We start from the raw sequence: 16,528 nt of genomic DNA, 5'->3' as shown, positions 1-16,528 counted from the left end.
CGGAACCTAGCCTACTTCTTAGCGATTCAGGACTTTTTTAAAAGAGCATACCTGGGGGTATCCAAATGTGATAAGTTAAATATCTCAATGCTATATTATTAGGATAATATAACGGTTACGTTCTATATTAGGGGGTGGGTCATATGAAATGATTACTCCTATATACTAGTGGGGTCCTCCCAAAGCTTATTTAGGAAATCCTAAGATCTATCAGAAAGCCAATTTTGTAGAACATCGGGCATTCGTCCTTTTAAAGCTAAAGAAACATGGCCACCTTTCAGATGTTTATATGTTTTATCTTTAACAAACACTTTATCCATGATCGGTTGGGAAAGTTCATCTGGAACTAGACGGTCTTCGCTTGTGGAAATAACTAGTAAATTAGCTGTTATATTTTCAAGGTATACACTTTTCCCTTTTATTTGTAAATCACCATTGATTAATTTATTTCCCGCAACGAGATCTAAAAGATTTCGCAAAAGTGCTCCCGAAAAGGGAATATGATCATTTGTCCATTTATTAAATAATTTCCACCTTACAACATATTGAGTTTCATGTGCCTGTCTAAGTAACGAAAAATATTGGCTAAAATAAATCGGTGAAGTTACTAACCGTATCCCATATTTTATATATTCAGCTGGAATGATACCCCAAATATCGATTAATGGGTTTAAATCCAACTCTCCTTTTTGAATTGCCTGGATCCATTTGTCAAATACGGGGGGGCGGCTCATATCTATGGGAGTTGTTAATAGTACTAAATTCCGAATCGATTCTTGGAACAGAGCAGCATAAATAGCAGAGAGAGTCCCACCTAAACAATAGCCAATCATCGATATTTCAGACACACGGGAGTTACGAAGAGCACGCTTTACAGCTTGTTGGAGATAGTCAACAATATAATCTTCAAGTGTCAAATCTTTATCTTCATATTGTGGTGAACCCCAATCCAATAGATAAACGTCATATCCGTTTGAAATAAAACCTTCAACTAGGCTTGTTCCGGGGGTCAAGTCTAAAATATATGGTTGATTCACAAGCGAATATACATGGAAAACAGGGATATTATATTTCTTACAAGGGGAAGGATAATACCATAAAACAGCTTTGTTTTTCTTCCATACGGGGATTCTTTTTGTTCCTCCCTGATTTGTAGCAATGTTTGTTATACCTACAATATTGTTCCATCGCTTTTTTTCCTTTTCCAATTTTATTACATTGTCCCTTTCCGTCATCTTTTATTTCCATCCTTTCTTTCCCCGTCCTTCCCAATTTCCTTTGTATCTGATAAGGTAGATTCTGTTCCTTTTTCATCCCCTCCGCCTAACTGTTCATTCACCTGGTGGTGATTTAAATTTAACTCCAGCAATCTTTCATTTAGATCGACCAATCGCCAAATATGCTCCTCCAACATATCAATTTTTTCTTGTGTATCAATTATTAGCCTAGCCGTATTTGCTAGATCGCTTTTCGTGGGGATATTTAACAATCCTGCGAATGACTCTTGTTTTTGTTGGATACCTGAAATGAATTGGGTAAATAGGGGTATGAGGAGGGAGGACAATTGGATTAACCATTCTTTATTGATAGATTGCTGAATATAATCATTAGCTTGATTCTCGAACCTAAAACCTTTAACCTTTAGTTGTTTGTAAAATTCATCAAAATCAAATGTTTTAAGCCAACTTTTATTTATATTAATGTTGATATTAGAGTGTCGCACTCAAACCACCATCCACAACTAGAACCTGGCCTGTTACATAATTAGAGGCATTTGAGGAGAGAAATATAGCCGCCCCTTTTAAGTCTTCATCAGATCCAAATCTCCTTGAAGGTATTCTTTTAATAACATGGTTGCTAACATTCCCTAATGCCTTCGTTAGCCTTGTAGGAAAAAATCCAGGTGCAATAGCATTAACTTGCACATTATGAGGGGCCAACTTTGAGGATAAGTCCCTTGTTAGGGAAATGATAGCCCCTTTACTCGTAGAATAGGAACATGCATCCATGAAGGAATCCTGTTGTCCAAGAATGCCAGCTACAGAGGAAATGTTTATAATTTTTCCGGACTTTTGCTTTTTCATAACTTTCCCGACTTCTTGTGAAAATAAAAAGACACCCTTTACATTGACTTCCATCACTTTATCCCATTTATCAGCAGGCATCTCTAAAAATGGTGCCATCCAGGAGGTCCCACTATTATTAATTAAGATATCAATGTTTCCAAACTCCTTCTTTGTTTCGTATACAACATTTTGAATTTCCTCAATATTTGTCACATCACATTTCAGCGCAAGTGAATCCGTTCCGATATCCCTGATTTGCTTACTTGTTTCCTGACAGGCCTCAATCTTTCTGGAACATACTACCACATTTGCCCCGACTTCTGCCAATGCAATAGCCATCTGTTTCCCTAATCCTGTTCCACCACCTGTAATAATTGCCGTTTTATTTGTCAAATCAAATAACTTATGCATTGTTTATCCCCTTTCAAAGGTAGTTTTATGGCATAAAAGTTTGAGTCATATTGGACTGCACTCCTATATCAAGGAAGGGGGCATGATTCAATATGACTCATTTGGGAATCTATAAATATATTGGAAAGTTACCCTCATTAAATCCTGACAATATAATAATTTCTAGTAAGAACGTAATAGAGAGTTAGGGCGCGGGTGTTTCTTCCTGACAAATATTTAGATCTGGAAGCGCTGCACAGAGTAACGGCGTTATCAGATCCAATAATAGATTTAATAAATCTGTCAGGCTGAGATCTAAGCCGATTGAAAATGTAAGCGTCCCGAGTGGAGTTGTTAAAGAAATAGTTAGACCGAGGTCTTCCTCCTGTTGGGCAGTTACATTTTGCGTTTCTGTCGAATCTGTGTTCAAGGAAATATTTGCATTGTCAGGTAATATAGTTAAAATATCCTTGAATCGTTTTAATAGATTGATTTGTGCATCAGTGAATTTACCCAGATTGGCCATAAGAACTTTTTTTGCCAATTTAATCCCTCCTCCCCATAAGCATTTATATATTCTATTTTTAAAACTATCTATTGTTGTGGGTAAATAGGAGAGCGTTAAAAAAATATACTATTAACTTATATTATATGGGTATATAACTTGCTTTACTTTATTCTATTATCCTCCTTTTTCCCTCTGATTATCATCAGATAAACGGAATTTCTATTGATGGATTGGTCATATATGGAATATTTAATGTAGCGTTTGATTAATCTGTTATTTTCTATAATTCAATTAGAATTTGCGTATCTTTGTTCATCTGATTGGTTCCTAGTCACCGTTCTCTTTTTTCCTTTGCTCGATACTTTTGACAAATATCCATAACCTTCTCGCATGGAAAACGAAGTTTATGTTTGTCCATGTACTTACTCTTGAAGGTAGTGATCAATCTCTTCGCCTAACGTAATCATAAGTCATTTCGTTATCACACTTCTTCGACTTCCCCAATTATTTTGCACAACGTTCGATTAAAGTATTGAATGGAATCCGAATACTTTCGCATCATTTAGATGTTCTCATTAATTAAGTTTTCGGGATGAAGTTCTCAATCGGTTTGTTCACGAAAGAAAGCCAAATCTTCAATTTGTTCTTTTAAAAACTCTTTTCATGAGATTATTTTTTCTTTCGCCATCTCCTCAATTCTCTTTACATACCTCGCAATACTTGTATTATGTTCTACTGCTAAGAAACGCAATTTCTTATGCAATTCTTCTGGGATATCACACGTAAGACGACGATTTCCTTCTTTAACCCTCCTCATATACTCTCCATTTCAGATAACGTAATTAAGTTGCAACGTTGCTTATAATTAATTGATTTTAAAGAATATAAATTCCATAGTTAATCAAAAAAGGACTAGAAATCTCTACATCACCTATATTTATTCGCCCAAACAATTTAGTTATATTCCCCATAGAGTATGAAAGAGTGATTAAAATTGGGAGATGAGAACAAAATGGACATAAATTATACTGATTTCTATTCATATGAACGATTCCTTGGCCCTCAAATGCCTTCAACTCCACCTAGACCACCAGGAGGATTACCTACATTAAATCCACAACAGGCTCCAACAGCTCCTCCACCATTATTCACGCCAGTACAGCAAAGTGCTACTCCTTTTGCTGTGGATCCAGGTGCCATTTCATTATGTTTGTTCCGAAACACATTTATATGGCTTAGGAATGGGGCTAGCTTCTGATTTTTCCCTGTTTTTATAGGTCCTAGATCAGTTGCTGGTTTTAGATGGAACGGGAGATTCTGGACTATTTTTGGCATTGATACAAGACAAATTGTATCGTTTACTTGTTTTTAAAACATAATAAGTAGAAAAATCTTTATTTTTTCTAGGCCTATCCCCTAAATAAGAGGGTAAAAAAATAGTTAGGATTGAAGTTTCAAAAAAGAAACATGCTCTTTATAGTGAATGAAGAGACGTTTCTTTTTTTATTTGCATGTTCAGTTATATAAATAGATTTTCTCATAAGCTATATAAGATAGCTTAAAACCTTATAAGGTATATACTCCATTAAGTCGAGTAAGGAGGGGGACCCACTACCCCTTCCCTACCAAGAACCGTGCAAGTCCCTTTCAAGACACATCGGCTCGAGACTCCCATTGTAGGTCCATTTGCTGTTGTATCTTCATCACATGCCGTAACGGCAAGTCAAACATACGCGACGCCTCAAATGGGGATATACATAACAGTACGTTTCTTTTGTCAAAAGATAGCCACAACCTTATGTATCTATGAGAGACCAACGGGAAGTGGGCTCCCTTTCGGATCTGTCCGTAAAGATGATAGTGTCCATCCAGTTATACAGTTTCCTGCTTCCTTATTCTCTTTTGGTATAACAGAATTCGCTTTCCCGTCTTCCTCTAGCAGTGTTCCGAGCTGTGCATGGACTCCTTGTTTCCGCATGCGATCGACGAATCCGTTACTAGATATACAGTGTTGGACAGGGATAGTTTTTATGTCTAAACTAGTAGCGTGAGCCACATTATATAGAAGAGACTTCTTGTCGCACCATAAAATAAATTATAAACATAAAAAGGGATTAGGTACTTAAAAAGCACCCAACCCTCTTTTGTACATAACAAGATAACTTTTTGTTTCTTCTAGTATATTTCCTAATTAGTAAAAATTATTTTTACCAGAAATAAATAGACAAAGCTATTTATTAAGATAGTTTTGATTATCCATGCTTTTTTAGGAATATATTTATGTTTTTAGAAAAAAAGGGTTTTTGACTCATAATACTCATCCAATCTTTTCTCTAACAATCTCATATGATAATACATAATGGATTTCAGGAGGTGAAAATATCTATGTATGAATATGATTATGATAGAAAAGACTATTATGATGATAAATATGATAAGCATAAAAAAATGAAATGTTATTATGAAGAGCTAGAGAATCATCCTGAATATAATGATTATTATGGAAAATATGATCGTAAACATCATGACAAACATGATAAATATAGAAACATAAAGTGTTACTGGGAGGAGTCAGAGAATCATCATAAGTATGATGACAAATATGACAAATATGACAAATATGACAAATATGACAAATATGACAAATATGATCATAAACATCATGACAAAAAGGATCATGACGACTATAAGGATGAAAAAAGGAAATTTGTTTTAGAAGGTTATATTTACTATAAAGAAGATCGCGATTGTGACTGCAAAAAAAGATATTATTAAATCAATTATGCTGTGAATCATCTCCCAGTACGTCTAAAAAGAGGTTGACCCAAAAGTTCACTTTTAGTAGACTTTTAGATCAACCTTTTTTACTTTTTTTAGAATACTAGTATCAGTATGTCCAAGTTTTGGAGGTTACTTGCAGATATTTTGAGATTTTTGCACCAGAACCTTCAGAAAATTTGTGATGTAATATTAACGATTTTTACAACAAGAATGATTTACTTTTTTATGATCATCTTCAAAACATTCTTGGACAAGTTTGTTGAAGGCTTTTTTTAAAGTTAATTTTGCTTCACGTGGGTATTGATGTCCTCTTTTGCACTTTTCCATATAACATCTGCTCATTTTAATCACTCCTTCTATACTTCTCTATATATGATATGGAGTAGATAAGAGAATGATTGTATACTTGTCCCACTATTTAGCCCTTTTTATATACATAGTAACCTTCTATGGAAAGTTATTCAGACCGTAAAAAAATAAAATCATCAATGGAAATGGCAGGTATATTCAAAATCCGGGCGTTTACATCTTTGAATATCTAATCATATTTTTGAATTTTAATAATTTATATATATCAAATTTTGTAATGATAAATATTTTCTCTGATTGACTATTTCATAGGGGATTTGTAATGTTTTATGAGTATCTATTTGATATAGAATGGAATGGATTAAATAAAGTGACTATTTTTATAAAAATGCCTGCAATGCTTTTAGGGATAGTGTTTCTCTTTTTCATCCTCATGAAAACCTTATAAATTGTAAAACCAATTGTTAATAGAATTCCCCCGGCAGTGAAGCCTGCTAAAACATCACTTGGATAGTGAACACCAAGATAGATTCGACTAATACCAATCAGCATAACTAAAGAAAATATAAGTAATGAACTTGTTGTTTTTAGTAAACCGTCCTCATTAGAAACAAAAAGGCAAACGAGCATACCATAAAATATAAGGGAAACCATTGAATGACCACTTGGAAAGCTATACCCCCTTTCCTCAATCAATCGATAAGTAGTTGGTCTTTGCCTTTTGAAAATCCACTTTAACAACAGATTAATAAGTCCTCCAATCCCTACGAAAAGGATTAGAAACATAGTCTTCCATTTTTGTTTTTTGAAAATCATAATTATACCCAAAATAGCCACCCCCGTTAAAATAGTCTTGGGTGAACCGAGGGAAGTGATTATTTTCATCAATTTTGTAAGTTCTGGATTGATACTAGACTGAACCCAACTAGTAACTGTTGTATCAAAAGTCTCTAATTCACATTTGATTAACTTATCTATAAGGTTTACAAAAATTACGGTAAAAAAGATAGTGAAGAATAATGAAGTTTTTACTGTATTAGATTTCGGGGAAAGAATTTTACGAAGAGTTATCAATGCAGCCATCCTCCTTTCTTTTTAAAAATAGCATTTTAACCAATAGTTTTTATACGATTTATTCCTAATAGCGTGCTTGATTCTCACAATACCAGCGTGAAAATTTCATTTAAGGTGATCAGGATATAAACAAACAGCCAAGCACTTTTTCAAGAAACTTGACTGCCTCATATCTTTGTATCCCTTGTGTTATAACCTTAGATCGGAACCGAGCCCATTTCTTAGCAATTCGGAATTTTTTAAAAACTATACCTGAAGGTATCCAAGTGAGATAAATTAAGTTTCTCAATGTTGTTATTAGAATAAGACTAACGGGTCATTAAGAATAGGGGTAAATGGAGTGATATTAAAACCACGCATATGATAAAGAGGCCAAGTTTATTCGCTAGTGGAGTTTGGTCCAAGATAAAGTTGAACTTATACATAATCTGTCATTGAAGCATCTGTGTAAATTTTATTCCCCTATCAAATTATTTTTGAATTAGAACCCCTAACATGACATAGTTCTTGTTTGGTTTACATGGGAATAGAATTGTCAGCATTAATATAACCTGATCCATATATATTAGGATCTCGTTCTCCCCATAAAGTGGCACCATTTCTTAAAAGCTCTTTTACTTCATTTGGCGTGGTGTCCGGATTAGCCTGCAAAATTAAGGCTACAACCCCTGCACATATCGGTGTTGCCATCGAAGTACCCGATAAGGTCACATAATTAGAATCTACTCGGTTAGATTTTTGTAACTTATCTAGGTAGGAATTAGGTGATCTTAATGAGACAATATTAACACCTGGGGCTAAAATATCAGGTTTTGTTACTCCATACGGTGTAGGACCTCTACTTGAAAAGTTTGCTACATCGTCATCTTCCCTTGTTTCTGCTGTGTCTCGATCATCTAAAGCTCCAACAGTAATAACCTGATCACTGATGCCTGGACTCGCAATTGTCCCCTCGTCCGGCCCATCATTACCTGCTGCTACACAAACAACTATTCCGCTATTCCATGCTAACTCCACATATTGAACCATAGGGTCATCATTTTCTCTCTCATATGCTGTCGGGGCACTACCCAATGACATACTAATAATATCGATTTTAGGGGTGTTATTAGGATCTTCATTGTATTTAATGCACCAATCAATCCCTTCCATGACTGTCTCTAATGATCCGGATCCCATTTTATCCAACACTTTGACACCTATTACATTCGCTTTAGGTGCGGGCCCCATATACTTCCCTGAAGAGGCTGATCCGTTACCCACTGCATCCCCAGCACAGTGGGTCCCATGTCCGTTATCATCATAAGGTTCCGTTTGTTGGTTGACAAAATCAACAAAGTTTACAATTCTACCTTGGAGATCCTGGTGGGGGTGAATTCCGGTATCAATAACTGCTACAGTCACTCCCTCACCTGTTAGTGTTGTTTCATTTCTCACGACATTTTTTGCATTAACAGATGGAACGGCCACATCTAGCAATGCCTGAACTTCACGATTTAAGTATACCCTTTTTATACAGGTACAACTATTGAGTATTTCTTCTAATGCCAAAGGTGATATTTCTGCACTTATACATGATACTAGTGGAAACTCTTTTCTGACTTTGCACCCAAAATGCTTTCTAGTAATTTTGTTCACCTCAGTAAAGGCTGTCCTAAAGGGGGTTTCACTTTCCTCAAATTCCACAACCAACTGTAACTTCTTTGTTTTTTTCATCCATCCCTCTAGTACATTATGCAAAAAACAGGGAGTCCATTTAAAAGGTTTATAAAAATTTAATAGTATTTCACGTAACGGACGATCTAACTTATGGGCATTTTTTCGTACCATTGTAACCATTGAGTAACCAAACATCGTTTCACCTCTATTAATTTGTAGATTTCATAATAATCTATGAAATTGATGTTAAGAGAGGAACGGCGTTTGGCTAACTATCTTATCAAGAGTGTTTTTATAATAATCACCATTTTCCAATGTGTATGCAAATTTTCTACTATAATGATCAGAACAATAAAGTACTAAAATGGGAAAGGATCTGTAGTTTCTCAATTTTTTAATTCAAATTATTATTTGGTTTCCCTCCTTTAAGGAAATCAGGCTTATATCCAAATTTGTCCTTCCCTGTTCCCAAAATCATCCCCATTGCTTTTTTATATCATAGATCTAAAGTTCTAAGGATTATAGACAACTACATAGAGTATCTAATATCTATATAGTTGCATACCATAGTATGAAGCATATCAAAGAAAGGTGGGTAAGATATATGAGCGATTCATCAAAACAACAATCATCCAAGCAACAGGAAAATATGGTACCCGATAAGATTGTAGATTTAATGGTTGGTAATATCTTAAGAAAGAATGGCGTTAAAACTGAGGATGTGAAAAAGAACTTATCGGATGAACAGAAACAAATGCTGAAGGAATTGGTCGAGGACTTGAAGGAACAAGTTGATCAATTCAGTAAAGGGAAAAAAAAGTCCACTAAGTCAAGTGAATAGAATTATACAAAGAAAACATCTATGAATAGGTGTTTTCTTTATTTTTGAAAATAGTTAAATGCGCTAGTGAATATGCACAGTCTCACTAGACACAAAATCCATATGCTATCCTATACTATAGAAAAAGGAGTGTTAATATGGCATCATCATCTTCTTGGCATTACCGTACTGATCATTCACCTAGCCCGAAACGTCGCCACTTTTACAAAGATGGGTATAGATCAAATTACGATCCTAAGATTAAAGATAATGAAGATAGTAACATCAATCAAGCTGATTCTTTTGAAAACGACTATGATGCAACTGTTTTACAGGATGGAGGGCTATTCTCATCCATGGATCAAGAATCGGATGAAATAATCTGGGTAAAGGATTCCTGTAATATCACAGTGACCTCTACGGATACACAAGCTGGAGTTTCCCTCCAAGTGGGTTTACAGTTAGCGATTGCGTTGGTCCTTAGCATTACAATTGGTGATACAGAACGGGGCGAGTCTGTGGCACAAGAGCTTCTACAGTACTTCAACAGTGATCAAACCAATAAACAGAAAATTCTTATTTGTAATTCCAAAGACGCTACAGTAACAACTACAGACACAGATTTGGCAATCAATATCCAAGTTCTGTTACAGGTACTAGTAGCATTGGTAGTCATAATTGATATTTTATAAAAAAAACAAAAGAGGTGAATAATATGACAACAGATAAAAAATGGCGTGCTTTAGATCATTGCGATGACCCCAACGATAAGACTGTACTTCAAGAGGGGGACCAGGTCGTCTCCAATAAACAGGGATCATTTGAATGGATTATAATTAAAGATTCCGAAGGTGTCGACGTCACAAGCACTGATACCCAGGCAGCTGTCTCCTTACAAGTCGGAATTCAGGTTGCAATTGCAGTTGTTCTTAGTATTACCATCGGGGATACTAATCGGGCCAACGAGGTCGTCGAGGACCTCAAGCAAATTATCAAAACTAGACAAAGTAATTCTCAAAAAACAATTATAGAGGGGTCTAAAAATGTTGAGATTACTACAACCGATACAGACCTAGCTATTAATATACAATTGTTAATTAAAATTCTCGTGGCTATCGTTGTTAGACTAGACATTCTTTAGTCAAGGTATTGAAGTAGGAATCTAAGGGAAGTGGATGTAAATATACGTTAATTATTGAGGGAACCAGGATAAATAAACAATAAAATTCTTAATCACTTTCGTATAAAATATATTCGCTATAGTATGTGAAGTATCGACATTTATACCAAAGGAAAACCGCAGGATTTTTTAATTCCTATTACTCATTTAAGTGAAATTAGTAGGATCCATTAATAATAGCCTGTGAGTAAACTTAATTAAGTTTATCGGCTCCCTCTTTAAAGAGAGAAGAGAGGTAAAAAGGCTTTCCTACAAGACGGAGAAGGCCTTTTTCGTTACATAATAGAAGGAGTAGCTAGAGATCAGGGATTTTGTACACCTATAATGGATAGGGTATATAGATTAATAGTGACATTTGCCCCTGTGAAATATTTACTTTTTCTATTTTGGTCTTTGAGATTCTTTAAGGAATGTTGAAACGGTCTCATAGTTAATTCATCTAATTGCACACTATTTTTATGAGGAGCACAAATCGTAGCAAATCCTTTGAACAATTCTTACGGGGTACCCGTATTCAATCGCTTGAATCCAGGTGCTGTTTTCGCCATAACATTCCTCATCCCCTTCAAATACAAGTCACTCATTCGAATGACTTGTATACAGTTTAAAGGATGTAAATTCCACTTTCAATATTTTTCTTAGAAGAGGTTACAACAGTGCAAACAATAATCTTTTTATTTACTCCACACATTTGCATACGAAAGGTTAGTATAAATATACTTTACTACGTAAGGGTGCGGTCTTCGACACTCGTACGGCTTATGCCGCATCTATGCTTACCTATGAGATTTCGCTCCCCAAACGCTGACCAACGGAAGCCCGTTGGATTGCTTCAAAAGCTTCCCAAATCCCCTCATTTGAGGGTTCAGGTGTAATGTGTCTCCCTCCCTTAAATTCTTAACCTCACGGTCTTACGATTTACCGTTGAAAGACAATGTCATTTTGACCATGCTCCCAAAATAAATTAGAAAGTGAGAGGAGATGATGGAATGGGGAAAATGGTGAAGAAAACGTGGATCATTACAGAAGATGAGAAGGACCAACATTTTGTTAATGCTATAAACAGAATTCTAGAAAATGTCGAATCCCTGAGAGGGAGCGCAATGAAAGCAGAGAATGAGAATGTTGAAGAATTCTACACAAAGATTTTGAAAGATTTGAGGCTGCTCAAAGTTTATAAATAAAAGCCTACACTTCAAAGGGAGCTTTTATATTTACTCCTGGTAGCTCCTGTTATGTAAACTAATTCTCGGCATTCCTAAACTAACTGTAAAATAATTATGCTTTCTTAATTTATTGTTAGGAACTAGATAAGCATTCCTCTTTTTATATACAATAAACATATATAAAGTATATATGCTTATTTCCAAGTCAAAAAAAGTAAATTAATGAGCAGGATTGTAATTTTAAGAGAAACATATCTTTTTTACTAAAGATTTGTTTCTTTTCATTTCAGAATCACAAGCATGAATAATGCTTAATACTTTGAGAAAACTACACATAAACTCCTTATAAAACCAGAAAAATCATACCTTTACCGTTTGATAGGACTTTTCTGATTTCCCCCTTTTAGATTAATGATTTATTTTAACTAGTTTTCTTGAAAGTAACTTTAAATACCAAGGAAGAAGAGTCTAAAGACTATAAAGTAAACAGGTATTCCGTACGATTCTGATGCGAAAATCTCAAAATATCTGCAAGTAACCTCCAAAACTTGAACATACTGATACTAGTATTCTAAAAAAGAACGTAATCAGTATGGAAAGGCAAAATCTATTCAAGGGGAAACATTATCAACCTAACCTTATTTTATTAACCGTCAGATGGTACCTACGGTACAACCTCAGTTTTCGTGATGTAGTCGAAATGATGGAAGAACGCGGACTATCTATTGCTCATACAACTATCATGCGCTGAGTTCATCATTATGGTCCTGAATTAGATAGGCGAGTGCGAGGTCATCTTAAGCCAACTAATGATTCTTGGCGAGTCGATGAGACATATGTGAAAGTCAAAGGTCAATGGATGTATCTATATTGTGCAGGTGATTCAGAAGGAAATACGATTGATTTCTATTTAAGCGAAACAAGGAACCATTAGGCTGCAAAGCGCTTTTTCAAGAAAACTTTGCAGTCTTTTCATGTTTCAAAACCTCGTGTTATCACAGTAGATAAGAACCCATCCTATCCTAGGGCGATTGAAGAAGTAGAGAGAGAAAAAGATGCCTGTAGGTATCCAACTAAGGCAGGTAAAATACCTTAATAACATTGTGGAACAAGATCATCGTTTTATTAAACAGAGGGTTCGTTCGGTGTTAGGATTGAAATCTTTTCGTACAAATAAATCTATTCTTTCAGGAATAGAAGCTATGTATATCATTAAAAAAGGACAACTTGCTTTGTGGGATAAGTCTGTCCAAAACTAAGTGAAGTTCATTCGTAAATTATTTGGAATGGCTGCATAAAAACAGGCTCTATTAGGAATCTATATACCTCTTTCAAATAAATGCAATCTCTGCACCAAAACCCTTCGCATTATTGCTCTCAATATCTGAATTCCCCTTAAATAAGAGCCCCTTCTTAACCAAAGAATTAATCACTGTACTAGTATTTTGCCTAGCAATACCAATCAATTTAGCGATTTCCAAAATATTAGAAGGAACAGGATTCTTAGCTTTAATATCAAGAACAAACAATTACTTGAGAAAGCTATATAAGGTGCAACACTCATAAAAAAAACTTTTCCCCTATCTGTCAGACCATTATTCCCATACGGAAATTGAAGGCTCTCTTACATTGATGGTACAAACCTCACCTTCGATTGAGGGTTTTTTTAAGTACCTATGTAATGTTCTTGTTCAGTTACTTTACTTAGCAAACTAACTGCTCCATCTATCTAATTAATTGGTATACCACTATGTTCTAAATAATATTGAATTTTTTCCAAGTTCAAGTTTCTTTCTCTAGCATTCTTAGAAGCTCTTGAAGGACCTTTAATAATAGCCTGTTGCCCCTCTGGAAGTGCCTTAAATTCTTCTTCCTTCTCTTTACGTTTCCGTTCTCGCTCTAATTGTCTTTGTTCGAAAACATTTTCCAACGTTTAATCCTCCTCAAGGTATGGAAGGAATTAAACCCTTATGATAGAATACAAATATAATCATGTTAATAAGGGTTTACCCCTTCTATAGTTTTCATTGAAAAGCCCTCAAGTTTTCGCCGACTCGGAGGGCTTTTCTCATGCCTTCTTTTCGTACTCTTTAATCTTTTGATCAATACTTAGTAATAGTTTATCATTAATTGTTTTCGGCTTGTACCCCATTCTATCAATCAGAATTTCCTCCAGAACCCTTGCGCTTTGTATAATACAAATAATGCTCTTCGGCAAAGGAAATGGTTTCCTGGTCCATCTGAGCCTCCTGGGCGCCTCTCTTAATCAATCTCATCTGATTAAACGCGTCTGAACGATCTTTTCGAACCAACCGCAGCAACACCAACAAGTCATACGTATGAAACCACTTTAGTTGGCTAAAAGGTTGTTCGCGCTGTTCGAGGTACACAAAGTTCTTTCGTTCGGGTCTCCGTTCATCTAAAGGAGTACCACAAAACGAACATACTCCTTCACTACTATTTTCTGTCTGACAATACAAGCATGTCATACTTGTTACTCCTTCTCATCTTTCATTTTTCCATACCAACCAAATCGACCAACCAAATTAAAGAGATAAATATATACGAATACAAGCTATATTCATAACAAGGTGCATATAGGCTATAGCCACCCAACAGCCTGAAGGCTGTTCTCCTTTTAATTATTTAAGGTGTTCTCGATTTAGTCGTTTTTGTCGGTGCTTTTGAATGCGCTTTTCTACTTCTTCATGCGCATACTTGATCTCATCCAGTTCCATAGTACCGGTTGTAATAATGCCCTTATAACCTTCATGGAAGTATAGTCCATTCATCAATTCGAGTAAAACTTGTGCATACTTATCGGTTTGATTCACACCTAATCGAATCTTTTTTAATTCCTCTCGCAAGACATCATGAAGGTTTTGACTCACGGTTTCACTAATGATTTCCAGTGACCATTCTTTCTTTTTTTCAGCCCGATACTTTTGACAAATATCCATAATGGCCTCGCTTGGAAAACGAAGTTTATGTTCCGCCATATAGTCTTGAAGGTACTGATCCGTTTCTTCGTCTAAGGTAATCATTCGTCGTTTGGTACTCATAGCTCTTCAATCTCCCCTACTACATTCTCAATACTGTGATGTAATTTTTCTAAAGACTTTGCATTCCATTCCATATAATGCACGCACTTACTCATCATCTGAATGTTCTTATCAATGAGGTTTTCCAAGTGAAGTTCTCGATTACTTTGTTCACGAAAGAAAGCTATCATTTCAAGTTGTCTACTTAAAAATTCTTGTCGGGAGATACCTTTTTCTTTAGCTAGTTCATCAATTCTTTGTACCACCACTGGGTTGATATTCCGTAACAATATATTCATCAAATTCTCCTTTTTTATGAATTGGAAAAAATCTTGAACAACTGATAGAAGAGCATAAGGGGTTTTTGCTATCATAGGAGGATGATAGGCTAGGCAAAGCCCAGCAGAACGGCATTCCTATCTTAAAAAGTGTGATATCATGAAAATTACAAGTCTGTCGACCTGCTGCCGATATACTGTTGATGTACTGTCGATATGAAGTCCCCTCAGCGTCCCTTCATTGTCGACATCATGGGTATATACGTCCCTTCAACGTCCCCTCAACTTTTACGAAAAACGCATACGTTCTTGACCCGTTCCATCATTAAAAAATGTGGAAATAGGTGTACAACTATGAGTCACTTTTTCGTACAATTCAACAGCTGCTTTCATTGAAGAAACCTCTAACTTCCTTAAGGTTTTTCTTCTGATTTTTTTAATGGTTTCTTCTTCTCTATGTAAAATCTTTGCTGTTTCACGCACACTACATTGATCCAAAGCAAACTCAAAAACTTTTCATTCAGCTCTTGTAAATTGATTAAAAAAAGTTGTTCCTTTAATCGAATATAGTCCTCTTTCATGGCTTGTAAGTCAGCCATTTCATTGATTAATTCATTAGCAATACGCAACACATTTTCAATTCCAATCAATAACTTTTCAGTCTGTTCCATGATTAAACCCTCCTATTTTTTTGAGGGCAACCCATGCTATAATGTGAATGGGTGTAGAATCTTTTGATTCTGCATGGGGTGCTTTCCTGAGCTAGATTCTCGCAAATTTAATCCCGCGTATTTTAAAATTTGGCGTGGATTTTCAAAGTTCTTAATATCACCTAACTCAGAATAGAGTTCAATAACCGTTACGATCCCAATCCCAGGTACAGTCAGCATTTCAGCAATACCTGGAAGGGTCAGAACGAGGGCTTCCAAGTCTTCTTCTAGTGCATGTATTTCTTCTTTCAGCATTTTATATCGTTTGATATTCGTGGCTATTTCTCGTTGTGCCATCTGTAATCCGACGGTTAATCCTACTGAACGTCCAGCAGCTTCTTGAAGTCGTTGTATTCGTTTGAAACTTGGTCGCTTCACATCTCCGTGAGTAGACCATATCTCGGCCACCCTCTCGGGTGTCGTTTGATTCAGTTGAACTGGGAGAGGAATGTTCTCTAGTGTAGCTAATGCCATCTTTCCACGATTATCTTGTGCACGAGCAACATGCTTAAATTTAGCAATGTCTACTCCTACAATCAGTGTGTG

At 35.6% G+C, this 16,528-nt stretch carries 20 protein-coding genes and 3 pseudogenes; 7 read left to right on the top strand and 16 right to left on the bottom strand.

Annotation, left to right across the window (positions count from 1 at the left end; translation table 11 throughout):
* Nucleotides 1–200: 200 nt before the first annotated feature.
* The 5 genes from MOC86_RS17685 to MOC86_RS17665 all read right to left on the bottom strand — a co-directional run bounded on the left by MOC86_RS17685 (nucleotide 201) and on the right by MOC86_RS17665 (nucleotide 3,781).
* Nucleotides 201–1,235 (bottom strand): alpha/beta fold hydrolase, encoded by a 1,035-nt coding sequence (locus tag MOC86_RS17685; RefSeq protein WP_268585321.1) that lies wholly within the window; start codon nucleotides 1,233–1,235, stop codon nucleotides 201–203.
* Nucleotides 1,232–1,723, bottom strand: a complete 492-nt coding sequence (locus MOC86_RS17680) for a hypothetical protein (protein ID WP_268585320.1) — start codon at nucleotides 1,721–1,723, stop codon at nucleotides 1,232–1,234. The genes MOC86_RS17685 and MOC86_RS17680 overlap by 4 nt, the downstream gene beginning before the upstream one ends.
* Entirely contained in the window at nucleotides 1,710–2,477 is a 768-nt protein-coding gene (locus MOC86_RS17675) for a glucose 1-dehydrogenase (protein ID WP_268585319.1), read from the bottom strand. The genes MOC86_RS17680 and MOC86_RS17675 overlap by 14 nt, the downstream gene beginning before the upstream one ends.
* Before the next feature lie 184 nt (nucleotides 2,478–2,661).
* Nucleotides 2,662–3,000 carry a hypothetical protein gene (locus MOC86_RS17670; protein WP_268585318.1) on the bottom strand — a complete coding sequence of 113 codons (339 nt, stop codon included), beginning with the start codon at nucleotides 2,998–3,000 and terminating at the stop codon, nucleotides 2,662–2,664.
* Between the two features lie 625 nt (nucleotides 3,001–3,625).
* The gene (locus tag MOC86_RS17665) at nucleotides 3,626–3,781 is read right to left on the bottom strand and encodes a hypothetical protein (protein ID WP_268585317.1); all 156 of its coding nucleotides are present in this window, start codon (nucleotides 3,779–3,781) and stop codon (nucleotides 3,626–3,628) included.
* A gap of 195 nt (nucleotides 3,782–3,976) precedes the next feature.
* Here MOC86_RS17665 and MOC86_RS17660 point away from each other — a divergent pair.
* Nucleotides 3,977–4,336, top strand: a pseudogene (locus MOC86_RS17660) (transporter).
* A gap of 432 nt (nucleotides 4,337–4,768) precedes the next feature.
* On the opposite strand, the gene MOC86_RS17655 reads toward MOC86_RS17660, so the two are convergent.
* Nucleotides 4,769–4,942, bottom strand: coding sequence for a hypothetical protein (locus MOC86_RS17655; protein ID WP_268585315.1), 174 nt, complete (start codon nucleotides 4,940–4,942; stop codon nucleotides 4,769–4,771).
* Between the two features lie 407 nt (nucleotides 4,943–5,349).
* Here MOC86_RS17655 and MOC86_RS17650 point away from each other — a divergent pair, with 407 nt between their 5' ends.
* Nucleotides 5,350–5,739 (top strand): hypothetical protein, encoded by a 390-nt coding sequence (locus MOC86_RS17650; RefSeq protein WP_268585314.1) that lies wholly within the window; start codon nucleotides 5,350–5,352, stop codon nucleotides 5,737–5,739.
* 195 nt (nucleotides 5,740–5,934) lie between these two features.
* On the opposite strand, the gene MOC86_RS17645 is transcribed toward MOC86_RS17650, so the two are convergent.
* The 3 genes from MOC86_RS17645 to MOC86_RS17635 all read right to left on the bottom strand — a co-directional run bounded on the left by MOC86_RS17645 (nucleotide 5,935) and on the right by MOC86_RS17635 (nucleotide 8,982).
* Nucleotides 5,935–6,087, bottom strand: a complete 153-nt coding sequence (locus tag MOC86_RS17645; RefSeq protein ID WP_268585312.1) for a hypothetical protein — start codon at nucleotides 6,085–6,087, stop codon at nucleotides 5,935–5,937.
* 294 nt (nucleotides 6,088–6,381) lie between these two features.
* The gene (locus tag MOC86_RS17640; protein WP_268585311.1) at nucleotides 6,382–7,137 is read right to left on the bottom strand and encodes a phosphatase PAP2 family protein; all 756 of its coding nucleotides are present in this window, start codon (nucleotides 7,135–7,137) and stop codon (nucleotides 6,382–6,384) included.
* A gap of 507 nt (nucleotides 7,138–7,644) precedes the next feature.
* Nucleotides 7,645–8,982 carry a S8 family peptidase gene (locus tag MOC86_RS17635; protein ID WP_268585310.1) on the bottom strand — a complete coding sequence of 446 codons (1,338 nt, stop codon included), beginning with the start codon at nucleotides 8,980–8,982 and terminating at the stop codon, nucleotides 7,645–7,647.
* A 409-nt stretch (nucleotides 8,983–9,391) separates the two neighbouring features.
* On the opposite strand from MOC86_RS17635, the gene MOC86_RS17630 reads away from it, so the two are divergent.
* The 3 genes from MOC86_RS17630 (at nucleotide 9,392) to MOC86_RS17620 (ending at nucleotide 10,748) form a co-directional block, all read left to right on the top strand.
* Nucleotides 9,392–9,628 (top strand): spore coat protein, encoded by a 237-nt coding sequence (locus MOC86_RS17630; protein WP_268585309.1) that lies wholly within the window; start codon nucleotides 9,392–9,394, stop codon nucleotides 9,626–9,628.
* A 137-nt stretch (nucleotides 9,629–9,765) separates the two neighbouring features.
* Nucleotides 9,766–10,299, top strand: coding sequence for a spore coat protein (locus MOC86_RS17625; protein WP_268585307.1), 534 nt, complete (start codon nucleotides 9,766–9,768; stop codon nucleotides 10,297–10,299).
* A 23-nt stretch (nucleotides 10,300–10,322) separates the two neighbouring features.
* On the top strand, nucleotides 10,323–10,748 hold the full coding sequence (locus tag MOC86_RS17620) for a spore coat protein (protein WP_046218543.1): 426 nt from the start codon (nucleotides 10,323–10,325) through the stop codon (nucleotides 10,746–10,748).
* Nucleotides 10,749–11,089: 341 nt separating this feature from the next.
* On the opposite strand, the pseudogene MOC86_RS27515 reads toward MOC86_RS17620, so the two are convergent.
* Nucleotides 11,090–11,269, bottom strand: a pseudogene (locus MOC86_RS27515) (hypothetical protein); the annotation flags it as partial.
* 507 nt (nucleotides 11,270–11,776) lie between these two features.
* On the opposite strand from MOC86_RS27515, the gene MOC86_RS17615 reads away from it, so the two are divergent.
* Nucleotides 11,777–11,971 carry a hypothetical protein gene (locus MOC86_RS17615; RefSeq protein ID WP_268585305.1) on the top strand — a complete coding sequence of 65 codons (195 nt, stop codon included), beginning with the start codon at nucleotides 11,777–11,779 and terminating at the stop codon, nucleotides 11,969–11,971.
* 574 nt (nucleotides 11,972–12,545) lie between these two features.
* Nucleotides 12,546–13,212, top strand: a pseudogene (locus tag MOC86_RS17610) (IS6 family transposase).
* Between the two features lie 470 nt (nucleotides 13,213–13,682).
* Here the strand turns inward: MOC86_RS17610 and MOC86_RS17605 are convergent.
* The 6 genes from MOC86_RS17605 to MOC86_RS27510 all read right to left on the bottom strand — a co-directional run bounded on the left by MOC86_RS17605 (nucleotide 13,683) and on the right by MOC86_RS27510 (nucleotide 16,162).
* Nucleotides 13,683–13,883: a hypothetical protein gene (locus MOC86_RS17605; protein ID WP_268585304.1), complete on the bottom strand. Its 201-nt coding sequence runs from the start codon at nucleotides 13,881–13,883 to the stop codon at nucleotides 13,683–13,685.
* A 226-nt stretch (nucleotides 13,884–14,109) separates the two neighbouring features.
* The gene (locus tag MOC86_RS17600) at nucleotides 14,110–14,442 is read right to left on the bottom strand and encodes a hypothetical protein (protein ID WP_268585303.1); all 333 of its coding nucleotides are present in this window, start codon (nucleotides 14,440–14,442) and stop codon (nucleotides 14,110–14,112) included.
* A 153-nt stretch (nucleotides 14,443–14,595) separates the two neighbouring features.
* Nucleotides 14,596–15,015 (bottom strand): hypothetical protein, encoded by a 420-nt coding sequence (locus tag MOC86_RS17595; RefSeq protein WP_268585302.1) that lies wholly within the window; start codon nucleotides 15,013–15,015, stop codon nucleotides 14,596–14,598.
* Nucleotides 15,012–15,293, bottom strand: coding sequence for a hypothetical protein (locus MOC86_RS17590; protein ID WP_268585301.1), 282 nt, complete (start codon nucleotides 15,291–15,293; stop codon nucleotides 15,012–15,014). Before MOC86_RS17590 ends, MOC86_RS17595 begins: the two co-directional genes overlap by 4 nt.
* Before the next feature lie 392 nt (nucleotides 15,294–15,685).
* Nucleotides 15,686–15,943, bottom strand: a complete 258-nt coding sequence (locus MOC86_RS17585; RefSeq protein ID WP_268585300.1) for a hypothetical protein — start codon at nucleotides 15,941–15,943, stop codon at nucleotides 15,686–15,688.
* Nucleotides 15,944–15,979: 36 nt separating this feature from the next.
* A complete protein-coding gene (locus tag MOC86_RS27510; protein WP_419146654.1) occupies nucleotides 15,980–16,162 on the bottom strand; it encodes an IS110 family transposase in 183 nt (60 codons plus the stop codon).
* Nucleotides 16,163–16,528 lie beyond the last annotated feature (366 nt).

It is taken from the genome of Priestia endophytica (assembly GCF_026790145.1).
In the GTDB taxonomy this organism is placed as follows: domain Bacteria; phylum Bacillota; class Bacilli; order Bacillales; family Bacillaceae_H; genus Bacillus_I; species Bacillus_I endophytica_A.
Note: the sequence above shows the minus strand (reverse complement) of the source record. Positions and strands in the feature narration are given on the sequence as shown.